The organism is Curtobacterium sp. RM9 (genome assembly GCF_054956955.1).
Window position 1 is genome coordinate 3285943 of the sequence record NZ_CM143271.1, and the last position, 14199, is coordinate 3300141.

Below are 14199 nucleotides of genomic sequence, written 5' to 3' on the forward strand. Positions count from 1 at the left end.
ACGCTACTCGGCGACGACTTCGGAAAATCCTGTTGCTTCGAATTCGGAGCAGTGCTAGCGTGGCGGCAGTTGCTTCGAATCCGAAGCACCAGCGCTCCACCGACGGAAGGCACGATCATGCAGGCAGTACGGTTCCACGAGGTCGGCGGCCCCGAGGTCCTCCGCATCGAGGACGTCGAGCAGCCCACCCCCGCTCCCGGCGAGGTCCGGGTCCGCGTCGCGGCATCCGCGTTCAACGCGGCCGACGACGGGATGCGGGGCGGGTTCCTCCCGATCCCCGTCCAGCTCCCCCACGTGCCCGGCTACGACGTCTCCGGCACCGTCGACGCCCTCGGCGACGGCGTCACCGGGCTCGCGGTCGGCGACGCCGTCTTCGGGTTCCTGCCGATGGAGCGTGACGGCGGCGCGGCCGAGTACGTGGTCGCACCGGCCGAGGCCCTGGTGCCCGCGCCGACGAGCATCCCCCTCGCCGACGCCGCGGCGCTGCCGAGCGTCGCGCTCACCGCCTGGCAGGCGCTCGTCGACGAGGGGCAGCTGCAGGCAGGGCAGCGCGTGCTGATCGTCGGCGCCGGCGGGGTCGTCGGGAAGTACGCGATCCGTCTCGCGAAGCGTGTCGGGGTCGAGGTCGTCGCCACGGCCAGCCCGCGCAGCGCGGACGCCGTCCGGGCAGCCGGGGCGGACGAGGTCGTCGACCACACCACCTCCGACCTGCTCACCGCGGTGTCCGGACAGGTCGACGTCCTGCTCAACCTCGCACCGCTCGACCCGGAGCAGTTCGCGTCGTACGTCGCCCTCGTGCGGGACGGTGGCGCGGTCGTGAGCACCACGGCGTTCATCCAGACGCCAGGCGACGAGTCCCGCGGGGTCCGCGCCGCGACGGTGTTCGTGCGGCCGGACCGCGAGCGTCTGGCGGAACTGGCGTCGCTCGTCGACCAGGGGGCGATCGAGGTCGAGGTGACGCGGCGGATCCCGCTCGCGGAGCTGCCGGCGCTGCACGCCGAGGCCGCGGCGGGGCGGATCAGCGGCAAGGTGGTCGTCCTGCCGTGAGGCCGGCGTCGGCGCCGAGGTCGGCGTCGGCGTCGAGGTCGGCGTCGGCGTCGGCGTCGAGGTCGGCGTCAGCAGAGCGGGACGTTGACCGCCAGCCCGCCCATCGCCGTCTCCTTGTACTTCGTCGACATGTCGGCCCCGGTCTGCCGCATGGTCTCGACCACCTGGTCGAGCGAGACGTGGTGCACCCCGTCCCCCCGCAGCGCCATCCGCGCGGCGTTGATCGCCTTGTTCGCGGCGATCGCGTTCCGCTCGATGCACGGGATCTGCACGAGGCCGCCGATCGGGTCGCAGGTCAGACCGAGGTTGTGCTCCATCGCGATCTCGGCGGCGTTCTCCACCTGCTCGGGCGTGCCCCCGAGGACCTCCGCGAGCCCGGCGGCGGCCATCGAGGCAGCGGAGCCGACCTCGCCCTGACAGCCGACCTCGGCGCCGGAGATCGACGCCCGCTCCTTGTAGATCGACCCGATCGCTCCCGCGGTCAACAGGAAGCGGACCACGGCGTCGTCCCGTTCCGCGGGGCCGACCGACGGCACGTAGGTCAGGGCGTAGAAGAGCACGGCGGGGATGATCCCGGCGGCGCCGTTCGTGGGGGCGGTCACGACGCGGCCGCCGGTGGCGTTCTCCTCGTTCACGGCCATCGCGACGAGGTTCACCCACTCCATGGCGAACAGCGGGTCGTGGTCCGGGTCGTCGCGGCCGAGCTGCTCGTACCACGTGGCCGCGCGCCGACGGACCTCGAGACCGCCGGGCAGCGTTCCGGCCCGGCGGACACTGCGGTCCACGCACGACTCCATCACGCCGTGGACGCGGAGCAGGCCCGAGCGCACCTCGTCAGCGCTGCGCGTGGCGGTCTCGTTCGCGAGGGCGATGCCGCTCACCGGCAGCCCGGTGGCGGCACAGGCGGCGAGGAGCTCCGCGCCGCTGGAGAACGGGTACGGGACGGCGTCGTCGACGGGGATCGCTGCGGCGGACACCGGGGCCTCGTCGCCGTCGCTCGTGATGAAGCCACCGCCGATCGAGTAGTAGGTCTCCTCGGCCACGGTGCGTCCGTCGGCGTCCGAGGCCGCGAGCCGCATGGCGTTCGGGTGCCGCGGGAGCATCGTCAGCGGGTGCAGCACGATGTCGTCCATCCGGAACGGCACGGTGGTGCCGCCGGACAGCCGGAGCGTGCCGGACGCGTCGAGCCCGGCGAGCGACGCGGCCATGGCGTCCGGGTCCACCGACTCCGGGTCGTCCCCCATCAGGCCGGCCACGACGGCACCGAGCGTGCCGTGACCGCGGCCCGTCGACGCGAGCGAGCCGTACAGGTCGATCCGTACCGATGCGACGGGGGCGTCGGCGATCCGCCGGGCGAAGTCGGCACCGGCGCGCATCGGGCCGACGGTGTGCGAACTCGACGGTCCGATCCCGATGCTGAACAGGTCGAACACGGAGACGGGCACCTCGCCACACTAACCCGTCCGGACGGCCGGTCGATCAGCGGCGGGTGCCCTGTGCCGGCATGAGGATCCAGAGCACGACGTAGGCGATCCAGAGCGGCCCGGGGAACAGGCTCAGGACGACCCAGAGGACGCGGGTCAGGGTGCGGGACCAGCCGAGGCGGTCGGCGATGCCGGCGCAGACCCCGGCGAGGACGCGGCCGGAACGGGGACGGGTGAGTGCGTTCATGTCCTCCACGGTACGGAGCGTGCGAAGCGTGGCCGAGCCGGGTGGCACCCGGATCCGGGGTGGGGCTGCCCCCACCCCCGAGATCGCGGCGTGGACCGCTCCATCGGCACGGTGGTGGGAGACTGGACCCATGCCCATCCTCAACAAGGACATGCAGGTCTGCATCTCCCTCGCCGCACGACCGAGCAACATCGGCACCCGCTTCCACAACTTCCTCTACGACGAGCTGGGGCTGAACTTCGCCTACAAGGCGTTCACCACCACCGACCTCGCCGGTGCGGTGACGGGCATCCGGGCGCTCGGCATCCGCGGGTGCTCGGTGTCGATGCCGTTCAAGGAGGCGATCATCCCCCTGGTCGACGTCGTCGAGGACTCCGCCGCGGCGATCCAGTCGATCAACACCGTGGTGAACGAGGACGGCGTGCTCACCGCGTCGAACACCGACTACGAGGCCGTCGCAGCGCTGCTCGCCTCGCACGAGGTCGACCCGGCGTCGCGCGTGCTCCTCCGCGGGTCCGGCGGCATGGCGAAGGCCGTCACGGCGGCGTTCCGCGGCGCCGGCTTCGAGCACCTGACGGTCGTCGCCCGCAACGACGAGACCGGGCCGGCCCTGGCCGAGCAGTACGGCTACGAACGCGTGGCCGACGAGCGGGACGCCGGCGACGCCGACGTGGTCGTGAACGTGACGCCGCTCGGCATGCGTGGCGACCAGCAGGACACGCTCGCGTTCGAGCAGGAGCGCATCGACGCGGCGCACACCGTGTTCGACGTCGTGGCCTTCCCCGCGGAGACCCCGCTGGTGCTCGCAGGTCGCGCGGCGGGGAAGCACGTGGTCACCGGTGCCGAGGTCATCGCACTGCAGGCAGCGCGCCAGTTCGAGCGGTACACGGGCGTCGCACTGACCGACGACCAGGTCCGCCGCGCGAGCGAGTTCAGCCGCGCGGAGTAGCCCGCCCGACGGCGACCCACCCGAGCCGTCGCAGCGTCTCGCGGTTCCGGATCCAGATCGCCGGCTGCATCACGAAGCCGGGCACCCACGCGCCGGGGCCCTCGACGGCGTTCTCCACGATGGTCACCTTGCAGCCGCGGGCGTGCGACTCGACCGTGAGCTCGACCCGCGCCTCACCGATCGGCCATCCCTTCGGCTGGATGACCATGCGGTGCGGGGGCTCCCACGTGAGCATCGTCGTGACGTCGTCGATGACGAGCGGCCAGACGCCGAAGGAATGGTGCAGGCGCTGCCCGACCGCCGGCCAGCCGGGGTCCTGACCGCGCATGCGGGAGGCCCCCACCACCCAGGTGGTGAACAGCCAGCCGTCGGCGAGCACGTCGAAGACGTCCTCGGGTCGGCAGTGCAGGATGCGGACGTTCTTCGCCATGATCAGCCCTCCTGGGGGTCCGGAGCGAGGTCGGGGTCGTCCGGCAGGCCGAAGGTGTGGCGCAGGGCGCTCTTCGCCGCGCGCCACCCCGCCATGCCGTGCACGCCGGGACCGGGGGCGGAGGCCTCGGAGCACAGGTACATGCCCCCGCCCATCCGCCACGGGTCGCTCGACAGCACCGGACGCTTCACGAGCTGCCAGAAGCTCGCGGCGCCGGCGGCGATGTCCCCGCCGACGTAGTTCGGGTTGTGGTCGGACATGTGCGCGGCGGGGATGCTGTTCGCCGCGAGCACGGTGTCCCGGAAGCCGGGCGCGAACCGCTCGACCTGCCGCGTGATCGCCTCGGTCTGGTCGACGTCCGAGCCGGCGGGCACGTGCGCGTACGCCCAGAAGACGTGCTTGCCGCGCGGTGCCCGGGACGGGTCGACGACCGTCGGTTCCGATCCCAGCACGTACGGCCGTTCGGCGTGCTGCCCCCGCGCGACCGCCGACTCCGCCGCGGCGATCTCCGCTCGCGTCCCGCCGATGTGCACGGTGCCGGCACGCCGGAGCGCCTCGTTCGTCCACGGCACCGGGTCGGACAGCGCGAAGTCGACCTTCGCCGCCGCGTTGCCGAATCGGAACCGTCGGAGCGCGCCGCGCTTGGGCGTCGGGATCTGGTTCCCGGCGATCCGGAGCATGCCGGGGACGCTCGTGTCGAACAGCACGGCCTTCGCCGGGGTCAGGTCGCCGAGGGACCGGACCTCGCGCCCGGTCTCGATCCGCCCGCCGTGCGCCAGGAGGTCCGCGGCGAGCGCGTCGACGATCGCCTGGCTCCCGCCGACCGGCACCGGCCAGCCCCGTGCGTGGGCGTACGAGCCGAGCGACAAGGCCGCGGCGGCCGTGGACAGCGAGGGCATGTGCTGGATGGAGTGCGCCGCGACGCCGCTCACCATCGCGGGGGCGACCTCGTCGCGGAAGCGCACGTTCCACGCGCCGGTCCCCTGCTCGAGCGCTCGGAGGCCGAACTGCAGGACCGTGTACGGGTGGCGGGGCACGTGCAGCAGCGAGTCGGTCGCGAAGTCGGCGACCTGGTCGGCGTTCCGGGCGAGCACGCCCATGAGGTGCCGGAACGCCGGGCCGTCGATCCCGAGCTCGTCGGCGGTGCGGTCGAGGTCGCGGTACGCGATGCCGGCGTTCCCCCGGTCCAGCGGGTGTCCGTACTGCACCTCGGGCAACCGGAGGTCGATGCGGTCCTCGAGCCGGAAGCGTCGGAAGAAGTCGGACTGCAGCGCCATCGGGTGCACCGCGGAGCAGACGTCGTGGTGGAACCCCGGCAGCGTGAGCTCGGCCGTCCGGGCACCGCCGCCGATCGTGTCCTCGCGCTCGACGACCTCGACCGTCAACCCCGCGCGGGCGAGCGTCACCGCCGCCGCGAGTCCGTTCGGTCCCGCCCCGACGACCACCGCATCCACCATGGGTCCGAGCCTAGGGACCCGAGGCTGCGCGCCGTCCCGGTCACGGTCCTTCCCAGAACACCCGCGATGCTCGGCGGAACCGGGCGTACCTCGTGCGGTGGAAGGACCAGGGACGCCCGGGGCCGCTCACCGTGCCCGAAGACGCCTGCCACACGCTAGACCCGCGCCGCGTCCGGATCCGCCGGGTCGGTCCCGTCGTCGCCCGCATCGGCCGCGTCGGGCTCGTCCGCGTCCGCCGGGGTCACCGCCGACACCGGGTGCTCCGCGAGCAGCGCCGCGAAGTCCTCGTCGAGCATCTGCTGCAGCCGTTCGTCGCGTCCGACCTCGTAGTCGTCCGCTGGACGTTGCGCCCACCCGAGGCGCCCGACGACCGTGGTGCCGATGTCGTCCCAGGCCCGGGCACGGGCGGCGAGGACGAGGCGGTCGACGAAGCCCTGGTCGTCGCGGCGACGGTCGAGCATCTCGGCGAGCTGCTCGTAGGTCGCCTCGCGCGTCCGGAGCTTCAGGTCGTCCCCGCGTCGGTAGTCGTGCTGGTGCCGGGAACGTCCGCCCTGCTTGCTCGACTTCGAGCGGATGTCGCGCATGCGGGCGGCGTCCTGGCGCTGCTCCTCGGCCATCCGGTGCAGTTCCTCGCGGGCGGCCTCGGCGATGACGGCGTGGTCGAAGTACCCCTGGTCGCGGAGGGCGTTCGTGATGATCCGGTTCGCCACGGCCACGGTGAGGGCGGCCTTCGTGATGAGGAACCCCTCGTCGACGGCGCGCTTCAGTTCCACCTGGCTGACGGGTCGGTCGCGCACGTCCTGCTTGCTGCGTCTCCCGAACAAAGCCATGCTCAGACGATACCGGCGCGACGGTGTCCGTCGCCGGGTGGACCCTGATCACGCTCGGGAGGGACCGGGGCATCCTGCTCGACCTCGTCGCACTGGCCGTGAGGGTGCTGGTCGGTGTGCTGGCCGTCGTCGGCGGGGCCCTCGCGGTCTGGCAGAACGCGCACACCGGCGCCTGACCCGGCGGCACGGACCACCACTCCCCGCCCCGACGTCGCCTCAGAGCACCATCCCGTACACCGCGACGTCCACCCGGCGTGGCCCGAGCGGCAGCGCGGCGCGAAGCGTCCCCTCGTACCCGAGACCGAGCCGCTCGGCGAGGCGCCGGCTGCGCACGTTGTCCACCGCCGTCCGGATCTCGAGCCGCGCGGTGCCGCGTTCCCGGGCGACGTCGACGAGGACCGCGGCGGCCCGCCGGACGATGCCCCGTCCCTCCAGTCCGGCGTCGATCCAGTAGCCCAGCGACGCCTGCCCGAGGTACGGGTCGAACGCCAGCGAAGCGGCCCCGACGACCTCGTCGTCCGCCCGGATGACGCACGGCAGTGCCCGGTCCATCGCGTACTGGCCGAGCAGGTGCTCGGTGTGCATCCGCATGGCGTCGACGCCCTGCTCCTGCCACGCCCAGGGCTCGGCGGCGCGGAGGCGGTCCAGGTTCGCCGCCACGAGCGCGGCCATCGGCACGACCGTCGTGAGGTCGCGCAGGGTGAGGCCGTACCCGTCCCCGAGGTCCCGTCCCGATGCCGCCACGGGTCCGACACTAGGCACGCTCCGGGGCGCACGTCACCCTCCGGCGGTTACAGTCGTGCCATGCCCGACACCGCGCCTGCGCACGCGCTCGGTCTGCGCGACCGCAAGCGGATCGAGACCCGTCGACGCATCAACGTGGCCGCCCGCGACCTCGCGCTCGAGCAGGGTCTCGACCACACCACGATCGAGCAGGTCGCCGCGCGTGCGGAGGTGTCGCCGCGCACGTTCTTCAACTACTTCGAGAGCAAGGAGGACGCGGTCCTCGGGCACACCGAGCTCGACCTCGACCCGGCGACGCTGGACGCGCACCTCGCGACGGTCGCGGGGGAACCGGTGGCGCAGGCCGTCGTGGACCTCGCCTTCCTGGTCTTCGGCGACTCGTTCGGCGACGAGCGCGAGCGGCTCGCCCGCAAGGAGGTGATCGTGCGGTTCCCGCAGCTCATGCGCCGCCAGGTGGCGCGGATGACGACCGTCGCCGAGGCGATGACGGGCGCGGTCCGCACGCTGCTCGAACGCGATCCGGCGTGGGGGCCCGACGCGGCGACGCCGCAGGCGGCGGAGATGCTGCTCGGCATGTGCATGACCGGCATGCGGAGCGCGGTCCGGCACGAGGGCTCGGACCAGGACGACCTGCGCGACCAGGTGGTCGCCTCGATCCGCGACACCGCGGGTCGGCTCGCGGCCCACTGACGGACTGGAGGCGCGGTGCCAGCCGGCACCGCGCCTCCAGTCCGTCGGGTCGTCGCGACCAGAGCCGTCAGGCCTTGGTGATGAAGCCCTCGTCGACCATCCAGTCGAACGCGACGTCCGCGGGCTCGCGCCCCTCGACGTCGACCTGCCGGTTCAGCTCCTGCAGGACGGCGTCGGTGAGCGCCGGGGAGATCCGGTCGTAGACGTCCGCGAGCTGCGGGTACTCGTCGAGCGTCTCGGAGTTGATCACGGGCGAGACGTTGTACGCCGGGAAGAACCCGCGGTCGTCGTCGAGCACGGTCAGCCCGAGCGACTTGATGCGGCCGTCCGTGGTGAAGACCTCGCCGAAGTTGCACTTGCCACGGTCGGTCGCGGTGTACACCGTGCCGGTGTCGAGGATGCTGACGTTGTCACGCGGGACGCCGTTCTCCCCAGATCCGCCGTACTCCAGGCCGTACTTCTCGAGCATCGGCTTGAAGCCGTCCGCGCGGGAGTTGAACTCCGACTCCACGCAGAACGTGCGCTGGTCGAGCGGCAGCTTGGTGATGTCCGACAGGGTCTTGACGTTCCCGAGCTCGGACACCGCCTCGTCCCGCACGGCGAACGCGTAGGTGTTGTTCATCGGTGCGGGGTCGAGCCAGGTCAGGCCGTTGGCGGCGTCCTCTCGCTTGACCGCTTCCCACTGCTCGGTCTTGTCCGGGATCCCCTCGGCGTGCCCCATGAAGGTCAGCCACGCGGTACCGGTGTACTCGTACGTGAAGTCGGCGCCGTGCGAGGTCATCAGCTCGCGCACGGCGACGCTGCCCGGGACGTTCGTCTCGTCGGTGACGTCGAAGCCGGCGGCCTTGGCGGCGAGCACGGCGATCTTGCCGAGGACGAGCTGCTCCGTGAAGTTCTTGCTCGTCACGGTGAGGTGGGCGTCGACGGGCAGGTCGTCGATGCGCTCGATGGACCCGGGTCCGGCGGCGGGGACGAACGACGTCGCCGGCTGGAGCCCACACCCGGCGAGGGCGAGGGCGGCGGTGCCGGCGAGGACGCCCGTGGCGACCAGGCGCACGCGGGAGCGGCGGGTGGTACCGCGGGTGCGGGTGCTGCGGGTGCTGCGGGTGCTGCGGGTGCTGCGGGTGCTGCGGGTCATCGGAGTCCCTTCGGTCGTGCGACGGTCTCGACCACGCGGCCGATCCAGTCGATGGACAGGGCGAGGAGCGCCACGAGGAGCGCTCCCGAGACGAGCACCTTCGGCAGGAACAGCGTCACGCCGGTGGTGATCAGGAGCCCGAGGCCGCCCGCGCCGACGAACGTCGCGAGGCTGGCGGTGCCGACGAGCAGCACGAGGGCAGTGCGGATGCCGGAGAGCATGACCGGCACGGCGAGCGGCAGCTCCACCTTGAGGAGCACGCTGAACGCGCTCATCCCCATGCCTCGCCCGGCCTCGACGAGCCGGTCGTCGACGCTCTGCACGCCGAGCATCGTGTTCCGCAGCACCGGCAGGATCGCGTAGAGCACGAGGGCGACGACTGCCGACCACGAGTTCAGCCCGAGCCACGCCGCGAGCAGGACGATGAGCCCGACCGCGGGGGCGGCCTGCCCGAAGTTCGCGACGGCGATGACGGCCGGACTCGCGCGGCGGAACGGTCCGCGGGTGAGCAGGATGCCGAGCGGGATGCCGATGACGAGCACCAGGAGCGTGGCCTGCAGCGTGAGCACGAGGTGCTGCCCGGCCAGGTTGAGGATCGACGCGCCGTTCAGCGTCTGCCGCTCGGTCGCGGTGAGGTCCGCGGTGCGCAGCCAGACGAGCCATGCGGCGAGCACCACGAGGATCGCGATCGGCTGGACCGCGAGGCCCTTCCAGGACGTCGCCCTGCCGGTGGCGGGCCCCGCGGCGACCGCGCTCACAGGTCCTCCCCGGACGGCGCCACCGTCGGGGTGACCGGCGCGGACGGCATGGTCTCGATCGGGTTCGTGTTCGTGCCGACCGGCGTGTAGGCCTGCTCGGCGGCTGCGGCGGAACGCGAGCGCGTGATCGCCTCCATGACGGTCTCGACCGTGATCACGCCGCGGAACGCGTCGCGACGGCCGGTGACGAGGGCGGCGCCGGCGCTCGACACGAGCATGGTGTCGAGCGCGTCGTTGAGCGTGGCGGCCTCGCCGACGACCGGCAGGGCGGGGTCGATGCCCTCCGGTACGCGCTCGAGGCGCTCGAGCTGCCGACGCGACGGCCAGCCGATCGGACGCTGGCGGCGGTCGACGACGACGGCGTGCTGGTGGCCGCCGGCCTCGTTCATCCGCTGCAGGACGGCCTTCGTCTCCTCGCCCGGCGAACACGTCACCGCGGAGACCACGTCGACGTCGCGGACGCGGTTCAGCGTGAGCTGCTTGAGCCCGGCGCCCGAGCCGATGAAGTTCTCGACGAACTCGTTCGCCGGCTCGGCGAGGATCCGCTCCGGGGTGTCGTACTGCACGATGTGCGCGCCCTCGGTGAAGATCACGATCCAGTCGCCGAGCTTCACGGCCTCGTCGAAGTCGTGCGTGACGATGACGATCGTCTTGTGCAGCTCCTCCTGGATCCGCAGGAGTTCGTCCTGCAGGCGCTGCCGGGTGATCGGGTCGACCGCGCCGAAGGGCTCGTCCATCAGCAGGACGGGCGGGTCGGCGGCGAGCGCCCGGGCTACGCCGACGCGCTGCTGCTGGCCGCCGGAGAGTTCGCGCGGGAAGCGGTCGCGGTAGGTGTCCGGGTCGAGCGAGACCAGGTCGAGGAGCTCGTCGACGCGGGCCGCGATCTTCTCCTTCGACCAGCCGAGCATCTTCGGCACGATCGCGATGTTCGCCGCGACCGTCATGTGCGGGAAGAGTCCCCCGGCCTGGATCACGTACCCCATGCGGCGGCGCAGTTCGTCGCCGTCGATGCCCGTGACGTCCTCGTCGCCGACGACGATCCGGCCCTCGGTGGGTTCGATGAGCCGGTTGATCATCTTCAGCGTGGTGGTCTTGCCGCAGCCGGACGGGCCGACGAGCATGACGACCTTGCCGGCGGGGATCTCGAGCGTGATGCCGTCGACCGCGGGCTTCGTCTGCCCGGGGTACCGCTTGGTGACCTCGTCGAGCAGGATGCTGCGGCCGGTGACGTCCCCGGCGGGAGCGGTGGTGGTGGCGGGGTCAGTGCTGGACACGGATACCTCTCGAGATGGTCAGGCGGCCGAGGCCGATGAGGAGCAGGTCGAGGACGAGGGCGATCAGGACGACCCCGACCACACCGACGACGACGGAGGACAGCGCGTTCGCGCCGCCGAGCCGCGAGAGCCCGGAGAAGATGAAGCCGCCGAGGCCCGGACCGAGCGCGTACGCGGCGATCGCGGCGATGCCCATCACCATCTGGGCGGAGACCCGCACGCCGCTGAGGATGATCGGCCAGGCCATCGGCAGCTCGACCTGCACGAGGGTGCGGAAGCGGCTCATGCCGATCCCCCGGGCGGACTCGACGACGGTCGGCGGGATCTCGGCGAGCCCGACGACGGCGTTGCGCAGGATGGGGAGCGCGGCGAAGAACACCACGGTGGTGACGCTCGGCACCACACCGAAGCCGAGCGGCACGATGAGCAGGCCGATCACGGCGAAGGACGGCAGCGTCAGGCCGATGGCCGACACCCCGTTCGCGATCGAGGTCAGCCGGGCGCTGCGGTAGACGAGTGCGGCGAGCGCGACGGCGATGACCGTGGCGAGCACGACGCACTGCACCACCAGCGAGAAGTGCTGCCACGACGCGAACCAGATCTGGTCCCATCGCTCCACGACGTACTGGAACACGCGAGGCGCCCCCTTCCGGTCGGCCGAAGTGCCCACGGATCGGGGCACGAGTGCCTTCGAAGGTACGCAGGTTCGACTTCCCGGACCGACGGACCAACCGGTCCACCGGTCGCGCAGCCCTCAGCGAAGCGAAGGGATCCCCTGATCAGAGCGGGGTGACCCCGACGACCCTGGGAGAACGGTAACGATGCCGAGCAGTGGTCGGCTATGACTCCAGGCCGCGCAGTCCGGACCGTTCCGCGAGGTCGACGAGGTGCTCCCGCCAGGCGATCCACTCGTCCGGGCTCTTGTCGGCGAGGTTGCCGTCCCCGTCGCCGGCGAGACCGTCGAGCATCTCGCGCACGATGTCGGCGTGCCCGGCGTGCCGGGCGGTCTCGTACGCCATGTGCACGAGGATCCGGTGCAGTGTGACCTCGCGGTGCCCCTCCGGCCACCACGGCACGACCCCGTGCGCGTCGAGGTCGAGCGCCTCGATCGTGGCGTCGGCGTGCGCGGCGCTGCGGTGGTGGAAGGCCACGACGTCGTCCATCGTCTCGTCGGGCCCGGCGTACATGTCGTCGCCCTCCCACGACTCGAGCCAGGCCGGGGCGTCCGGCAGTGGCCGGCCGAACACCAGGCCGAGGTACCCCGCCTGCACCCCGGCGACGTGCTTGACGAGCCCGAGGACGTTCGTGCCGGTGGGCGTGACCGGCCAGCGCGCTTGGCGTTCGGCGAGCCCGTCGAGCTTGGCGAGCAGTGCGGCGCGGTGCTTCTGGAGGTACCGCTGCAGGGTCGCCTTGACGACCGTGGCGTCCGTCGTGGGCGACGCCCCCTCGTCGGACAGCAGCGACAGGCCGCTCGACGCGATCGTCCCGCGCGCGGGCGCGGGACGGACCTCGGGGACCTCGGGGACGGCGGCGTCGGCGCTCATGCCCTCGATCGTGCCAGTTCGCGCTCGCGGATGCGCTCCGACTCCGACACGGCGACGCGCTCGGCGGTGAGCAGCAGCCCGGCGACCTCGGCCGAGGTCCGCGCGGGGGCGTCGTTCCAGGTCGTCAGGTCGCGCACACGGCCCATGCGGACGTCGGGTGCCGGACACCAGAGCACCGGCTGCCCCTCGTCGGCCGCGAGCGCGTGCCAGACCACGTCGAGCGCGCGCTGCACGGGCTGCGAGTGCACGGCGTGCGGGCCACCGGCTGCCGAGACGATCGACCCGACCAGGCAGGCCCCGACGAGCGGACGCCCCTGCACGTCCATCGCGGCAGCGCTCGACGCCTTGCGCATCCGGCCGTGCTCGTCGAGGTAGGCGAACCAGGCGTGCTGGATCCAGCCGCGCTCGATCACCTCGCGCGCACCGGTGAGCAACCGTTGCAGGTCGGCGAGCTCCGCCAGACGGGCCTCAGCGCGGCGGACGCGAGCGGCGGCACGACGGGTGGCGAGCCGGTCGAGCAGGCGGCGGAGGCCGGTGCGGTCGGGGACGGACGGGACGGGAGAGGCGTCGGTGGCGACGTCGTGCTGGACGCGGAACTCGAGGGTCATGTCGGCCCCTCCGATCTTCACGTGCACGGATGGTGTGGGAACGATAGCCCCGCGCGGAGTCAGTCGTCCAGCACTTCGTCCAGGACGCGTCGGCCGACGGTCCGGAAGGCGTGGTCGTCGGTGGTGTGGAGCGCCGAGCCGATCGACACGGCCCAGCCCCGTGCCCTGGTCCACGCAGCGTCGTCGACCGCGAGCGACGTCCGGAACGCGCCCCGCGCCTCCCGGCCGAGCACCAGCCAGGCGGCCGCCAGGTCGACGGCGGGGTCGCCCGCCGTGACGTCCCCGAAGTCGACGACTGCCGCCAGGCGGTCGTCGCCGTCCGGCGACGGGTCGACGAGGACGTTGAAGGGGTGCAGGTCGCCGTGCACCCAGACGGCAGGCCCGGTGTACGCGGGTGCGTCGGCCGCCGCCCGCCAGAGCGCGGCCGCCGCTCCGGCACGGGGCACGTCCTCGGTCGTCAGTCGCGTCAGCACCGCGTCGCTCCGCGATGCGAGGGGCACCGCGCGGACCGGGTTCACCGGCGCGTCCGAGGGAGCCGGCACGTGCAGCCGCCGGAGGAACCCGGCGAGCGCCGAACCGAGGCGCGGTCCGCCCGGCCGGGTGCCCGCGACGACCCCGGGCAACCACGGCACGATGCTCCACGACCACGGGTACCCGAGGGCCGGGCGGCCGGTGCGGACCGGCAGCGGGACGGGCACCGGCGCGACCAGCGGAGCGAGTTCGGGAAGCCACCGCTGCTCGTGCTCGACGAGCTCCGCGGCGGCCGCACGGCGGGGGACCCGGACCGCGAGGTCGGTGCCGAGCCGGAGCACGACGTTGTCCCAGCCGCTCGCGACGATCCGGAGCGGCAGGTCCGCGAGGTCGGGGTGCTGGTCGACGAGGAGCGCCCGGACCAGGGAGACGCCGACGTCGACCTCGGCGGCGGGGGTGGCCATCGGGTCAGGGTAGCCGTCTGCCGCGCACCCGTGAACTGGGGCCGGGAGGGCTGAGTGCTCCTCGGTATCCTGGTGGCAGCGGTGACGTGGGTGTCCGTGGGGGGACCCGCGTCATCGGGTCCAC

17 protein-coding genes are annotated in these 14199 nt (G+C 72.7%); 4 read left to right on the forward strand and 13 right to left on the reverse strand.

Annotated elements, in window-relative coordinates:
- The first annotated feature begins 117 nt into the window (after window positions 1-117).
- Window positions 118-1047 (forward strand): NADP-dependent oxidoreductase, encoded by a 930-nt coding sequence (locus ACY3FI_RS15635; protein ID WP_462548523.1) that lies wholly within the window; start codon window positions 118-120, stop codon window positions 1045-1047.
- Between the two features lie 68 nt (window positions 1048-1115).
- Here the strand turns inward: ACY3FI_RS15635 and ACY3FI_RS15640 are convergent, their stop codons facing one another.
- On the reverse strand, window positions 1116-2492 hold the full coding sequence (locus ACY3FI_RS15640) for an L-serine ammonia-lyase (protein WP_462548524.1): 1377 nt from the start codon (window positions 2490-2492) through the stop codon (window positions 1116-1118).
- A gap of 34 nt (window positions 2493-2526) precedes the next feature.
- The gene (locus ACY3FI_RS15645; protein ID WP_462548525.1) at window positions 2527-2718 is read right to left on the reverse strand and encodes a PspC domain-containing protein; all 192 of its coding nucleotides are present in this window, start codon (window positions 2716-2718) and stop codon (window positions 2527-2529) included.
- A gap of 130 nt (window positions 2719-2848) precedes the next feature.
- Here ACY3FI_RS15645 and ACY3FI_RS15650 point away from each other — a divergent pair, with 130 nt between their 5' ends.
- Window positions 2849-3667: a shikimate 5-dehydrogenase gene (locus ACY3FI_RS15650; protein ID WP_462548526.1), complete on the forward strand. Its 819-nt coding sequence runs from the start codon at window positions 2849-2851 to the stop codon at window positions 3665-3667.
- On the opposite strand, the gene ACY3FI_RS15655 is transcribed toward ACY3FI_RS15650, so the two are convergent.
- The 3 genes from ACY3FI_RS15655 to ACY3FI_RS15665 all read right to left on the reverse strand — a co-directional run bounded on the left by ACY3FI_RS15655 (window position 3651) and on the right by ACY3FI_RS15665 (window position 6384).
- Window positions 3651-4097 carry an SRPBCC family protein gene (locus ACY3FI_RS15655; protein ID WP_462548527.1) on the reverse strand — a complete coding sequence of 149 codons (447 nt, stop codon included), beginning with the start codon at window positions 4095-4097 and terminating at the stop codon, window positions 3651-3653. The genes ACY3FI_RS15650 and ACY3FI_RS15655 overlap by 17 nt on opposite strands.
- A 2-nt stretch (window positions 4098-4099) precedes the next feature.
- Window positions 4100-5554: a phytoene desaturase family protein gene (locus ACY3FI_RS15660; protein WP_462548528.1), complete on the reverse strand. Its 1455-nt coding sequence runs from the start codon at window positions 5552-5554 to the stop codon at window positions 4100-4102.
- A 155-nt stretch (window positions 5555-5709) separates the two neighbouring features.
- A complete protein-coding gene (locus ACY3FI_RS15665; RefSeq protein ID WP_462548529.1) occupies window positions 5710-6384 on the reverse strand; it encodes a hypothetical protein in 675 nt (224 codons plus the stop codon).
- Window positions 6385-6407: 23 nt separating this feature from the next.
- Here ACY3FI_RS15665 and ACY3FI_RS15670 point away from each other — a divergent pair, with 23 nt between their 5' ends.
- The gene (locus tag ACY3FI_RS15670; protein ID WP_462548530.1) at window positions 6408-6560 is read left to right on the forward strand and encodes a hypothetical protein; all 153 of its coding nucleotides are present in this window, start codon (window positions 6408-6410) and stop codon (window positions 6558-6560) included.
- Between the two features lie 40 nt (window positions 6561-6600).
- Here the strand turns inward: ACY3FI_RS15670 and ACY3FI_RS15675 are convergent, their stop codons facing one another.
- Window positions 6601-7128: a GNAT family N-acetyltransferase gene (locus ACY3FI_RS15675; RefSeq protein WP_462548531.1), complete on the reverse strand. Its 528-nt coding sequence runs from the start codon at window positions 7126-7128 to the stop codon at window positions 6601-6603.
- A 60-nt stretch (window positions 7129-7188) separates the two neighbouring features.
- Here ACY3FI_RS15675 and ACY3FI_RS15680 point away from each other — a divergent pair, with 60 nt between their 5' ends.
- Window positions 7189-7818, forward strand: a complete 630-nt coding sequence (locus ACY3FI_RS15680; RefSeq protein ID WP_462548532.1) for a TetR/AcrR family transcriptional regulator — start codon at window positions 7189-7191, stop codon at window positions 7816-7818.
- Between the two features lie 67 nt (window positions 7819-7885).
- On the opposite strand, the gene ACY3FI_RS15685 is transcribed toward ACY3FI_RS15680, so the two are convergent.
- From ACY3FI_RS15685 to ACY3FI_RS15715, 7 genes are all read right to left on the reverse strand, one after another.
- Window positions 7886-8956 carry a glycine betaine ABC transporter substrate-binding protein gene (locus tag ACY3FI_RS15685; RefSeq protein WP_462548533.1) on the reverse strand — a complete coding sequence of 357 codons (1071 nt, stop codon included), beginning with the start codon at window positions 8954-8956 and terminating at the stop codon, window positions 7886-7888.
- Window positions 8953-9714 carry an ABC transporter permease gene (locus ACY3FI_RS15690; protein WP_462548534.1) on the reverse strand — a complete coding sequence of 254 codons (762 nt, stop codon included), beginning with the start codon at window positions 9712-9714 and terminating at the stop codon, window positions 8953-8955. Before ACY3FI_RS15690 ends, ACY3FI_RS15685 begins: the two co-directional genes overlap by 4 nt.
- Window positions 9711-10988, reverse strand: coding sequence for an ATP-binding cassette domain-containing protein (locus ACY3FI_RS15695; RefSeq protein ID WP_462548535.1), 1278 nt, complete (start codon window positions 10986-10988; stop codon window positions 9711-9713). Before ACY3FI_RS15695 ends, ACY3FI_RS15690 begins: the two co-directional genes overlap by 4 nt.
- Window positions 10975-11622 carry an ABC transporter permease gene (locus ACY3FI_RS15700; protein WP_462548536.1) on the reverse strand — a complete coding sequence of 216 codons (648 nt, stop codon included), beginning with the start codon at window positions 11620-11622 and terminating at the stop codon, window positions 10975-10977. Before ACY3FI_RS15700 ends, ACY3FI_RS15695 begins: the two co-directional genes overlap by 14 nt.
- 205 nt (window positions 11623-11827) lie before the next feature.
- Complete coding sequence (locus tag ACY3FI_RS15705) at window positions 11828-12532, reverse strand: DinB family protein (protein ID WP_462548537.1); 705 nt, start codon at window positions 12530-12532, stop codon at window positions 11828-11830.
- On the reverse strand, window positions 12529-13140 hold the full coding sequence (locus ACY3FI_RS15710) for a DUF6197 family protein (protein ID WP_462548539.1): 612 nt from the start codon (window positions 13138-13140) through the stop codon (window positions 12529-12531). The genes ACY3FI_RS15705 and ACY3FI_RS15710 overlap by 4 nt, the downstream gene beginning before the upstream one ends.
- Before the next feature lie 59 nt (window positions 13141-13199).
- The gene (locus ACY3FI_RS15715; protein ID WP_462548540.1) at window positions 13200-14075 is read right to left on the reverse strand and encodes an aminoglycoside phosphotransferase family protein; all 876 of its coding nucleotides are present in this window, start codon (window positions 14073-14075) and stop codon (window positions 13200-13202) included.
- Window positions 14076-14199 lie beyond the last annotated feature (124 nt).

What these genes read in the sequence shown, in the direction of transcription:
- ACY3FI_RS15710 (WP_462548539.1), bottom strand. Translation starts at nt 13,140, where the DNA reads ATGACCCTCGAGTTCCGCGTCCAGCACGACGTCGCCACCGACGCCTCT.
- ACY3FI_RS15635 (WP_462548523.1), top strand. Translation starts at nt 118, where the DNA reads ATGCAGGCAGTACGGTTCCACGAGGTCGGCGGCCCCGAGGTCCTCCGC.
- ACY3FI_RS15680 (WP_462548532.1), top strand. Translation starts at nt 7,189, where the DNA reads ATGCCCGACACCGCGCCTGCGCACGCGCTCGGTCTGCGCGACCGCAAG.
- ACY3FI_RS15715 (WP_462548540.1), bottom strand. Translation starts at nt 14,075, where the DNA reads ATGGCCACCCCCGCCGCCGAGGTCGACGTCGGCGTCTCCCTGGTCCGG.
- ACY3FI_RS15650 (WP_462548526.1), top strand. Translation starts at nt 2,849, where the DNA reads ATGCCCATCCTCAACAAGGACATGCAGGTCTGCATCTCCCTCGCCGCA.
- ACY3FI_RS15685 (WP_462548533.1), bottom strand. Translation starts at nt 8,956, where the DNA reads ATGACCCGCAGCACCCGCAGCACCCGCAGCACCCGCAGCACCCGCAGC.
- ACY3FI_RS15645 (WP_462548525.1), bottom strand. Translation starts at nt 2,718, where the DNA reads ATGAACGCACTCACCCGTCCCCGTTCCGGCCGCGTCCTCGCCGGGGTC.
- ACY3FI_RS15665 (WP_462548529.1), bottom strand. Translation starts at nt 6,384, where the DNA reads ATGGCTTTGTTCGGGAGACGCAGCAAGCAGGACGTGCGCGACCGACCC.
- ACY3FI_RS15705 (WP_462548537.1), bottom strand. Translation starts at nt 12,532, where the DNA reads ATGAGCGCCGACGCCGCCGTCCCCGAGGTCCCCGAGGTCCGTCCCGCG.
- ACY3FI_RS15660 (WP_462548528.1), bottom strand. Translation starts at nt 5,554, where the DNA reads ATGGTGGATGCGGTGGTCGTCGGGGCGGGACCGAACGGACTCGCGGCG.
- ACY3FI_RS15655 (WP_462548527.1), bottom strand. Translation starts at nt 4,097, where the DNA reads ATGGCGAAGAACGTCCGCATCCTGCACTGCCGACCCGAGGACGTCTTC.